The organism is Microvirga tunisiensis, from assembly GCF_009296175.1.
GTDB classification, from domain to species: Bacteria; Pseudomonadota; Alphaproteobacteria; order Rhizobiales; family Beijerinckiaceae; genus Microvirga; species Microvirga tunisiensis.
Map to the genome: position 1 here is coordinate 1 of NZ_VOSK01000745.1, position 1,434 is coordinate 1,434.

The following is a 1,434-nucleotide window of genomic DNA, read 5'->3' on the forward strand; positions in this document are numbered from 1 at the left end:
CCATGGACCATGTTTTTTAACGGGGTCATGAGCCACCAATAAGCTAACGGCCGCTCCCCTCCGGCAACAGACTACCAGCAAGCTGTTTCTGACCCCACAGGCGGACCCGATCCGCGACGGTTTTTTAGCAGAGAGCGTAACAGCCATTACCGCTCCCTCCCGGTACGCTCACTCTACGCTGCAACTCCGAATGCTATGGGCCTCCGTCTGAGATGAGTCCGGTATGTCCCAGGTCCCCATTCTTCTAAGCTCATCTCCTCCAGAGCAGCCACAAAATCGTTGTGTTGTCGGATGGTGTTTCTGAAGTTGGATGCATCCTTGACTCCTACTGCCTTCTTCAGGTCCTTGAATGGAAGGGCACCATCAGGATTGTCACGGAACCAACACCTTACAAAACCGATAGCATCAGCCACCTTCCCACGCAGTTCCCTAGGGATAGGCGTCCACGGCACGATCTGGGCTCCTGGGAATATCTCAGGCAGCAGTTCCTTGATGCCGCTGTATGTGCTGGCAATCAGGTAAGCATTGACTGGAGGACACTCACCATTTTGGTGCTGTCTGACACTGCTCCGACACAGAGCTTGCAGGATCATGTGGCTGTGTTCACCGCTTTCTGTAGCTTTCACCTGATCGTCTCTGATAATCCCCTTGGATGGTGGATGCCCTGAGGCAAGCCGTGTCAATCCTTCCCTGTGTGGCAACGGCAGAAACAGAGTGCCAGCGAGGATTACGTTGGATACATCCTTGTACTCGTTCGTGCCGTCATGGGACCCCCAGTTGAGAAAGCTGACCTTGTGGCCCTGAGGAAGCCGCTCAGTGATCTTTGTACGAAGGTCTAGTTTCAGGGTTGGCTTGAACTTGTGATGGATGACCAGCCACTCCTCATCAGGCTTTGTATCGATGGCTTTGAGGACACCTTGGATGATCCTGTCACCCTCAGTTCTGTAGGCAGACTTGCCACCACCTTGATCCCACACATTGATGGTCAGGTTGCTATAGTTCTTGGTTGCTGACGGAAGGCGAACCAGATCACCCCGATGCTTTTCCCACAGATCATAGGTTGCCCTAACTCTTGCTGAGGCATCCAAGGTGAGAATGGGCTTGATGTCATCGGGGAGTGTTTGTCGGTAGCTCACCAGGGTGGGTCCAGCAGGACCATCCACCCTCACAACAACGGTTTGTCCCATCAGGAACCACAGGTTCTCCAAGGCTTTCTGTGTGGCCTCAGACTGATGAACAAATAGCCCAGAAACCTCATGGAAAGGCATGCCAAAGGATACATGGAGATCAGGCACATCAAGAAAGGCTCACATGAGGAGCATCGGATCAAGGTCGAAATGCTTCAGTTCATGTAGTTCTCCATTCCGGTTTCCGGATCACAGGTCCGAGCCCGTCCTTCAAGCACGTTTTTGCACTGCGCGCTCAAGCTCACAT

Annotated in this window: 1 protein-coding gene; it reads right to left on the minus strand. The window is 53.1% G+C overall.

Translation table 11 applies throughout. The features are described from left to right. Positions 1-173: 173 nt before the first annotated feature. Positions 174-1,295 carry a hypothetical protein gene (locus tag FS320_RS43340; RefSeq protein ID WP_152718648.1) on the minus strand — a complete coding sequence of 374 codons (1,122 nt, stop codon included), beginning with the start codon at positions 1,293-1,295 and terminating at the stop codon, positions 174-176. Between the last annotated feature and the right edge of the window lie 139 nt (positions 1,296-1,434).